Genomic DNA, 749 nt, shown 5'->3' with positions numbered 1-749 from the left:
CTTTCTGAAGGCGCTCACCATATTCAAGCAAGCGACGGCAAGGAAAATGTCAGCCTGGTTGTACGGGTAGATAATTCAGGACCTCACATTGAGCCGAATATCACCGAGGGGCAAACGTATAAAGGAAACCTTATCCTGCAGGCGGATATGTGTGATAAATGGAGCAAAATTGAGGAAGCGGAAGCGTCTTTAGATGGAGAAAGCATTACACTCCCATATCATACGTCATCTTCTGACCTTTTGCCGGGAAAACATTCTCTAAAAGTGACAGCAACGGATCTCGCGGGCAATAAAACAGTGATTGAGAGGATATTTAAAACCGAACGAGAGCATCCGGACCAGCCGGAGGTTATAGACAGCGAAGCCGACACGCATAAGGCCAAGCTTTCTGTACGGGTGAAAGATCCGACGAATGATGCCATGGATGTTGGTTTTTATAGGGGATTTCAATATACAGCGCGCAATCATGTGAAAATATTTAAGCACGCGTCACTGACTGAACCGCCGAAAAGCTTTGTGCCGGAAAGGGAGACCCTATTTACGAATAAAGAATTGGAGCGGGTATCAGCTGCTGATGGAAAAACAGTATCGACAGAAAACAAAGAGCTTTTCCCTTATCATCGCTTTGAAGTGACGGTTGATCCATCAATTGATGAGAATGATCTGGCAGAAGCGGTCTGGAAGGGCAGTTCTTTGCCGGGGAGAAAGGTGACGATGTATGCTTGGAATTATCGGACAAACGAATGGCA

Annotated in this window: 1 pseudogene; it reads left to right on the top strand. The window is 46.1% G+C overall.

Annotated elements, in window-relative coordinates:
• Positions 1-749, top strand: a pseudogene (locus tag ACWHAR_RS26485) (metallophosphoesterase); the annotation flags it as partial.

This window comes from Bacillus sp. LR--39 (assembly GCF_053613335.1).
The sequence above is the reverse complement of the archived record's forward strand: the minus strand, read 5'-3'. Positions and strand labels throughout refer to the sequence as shown.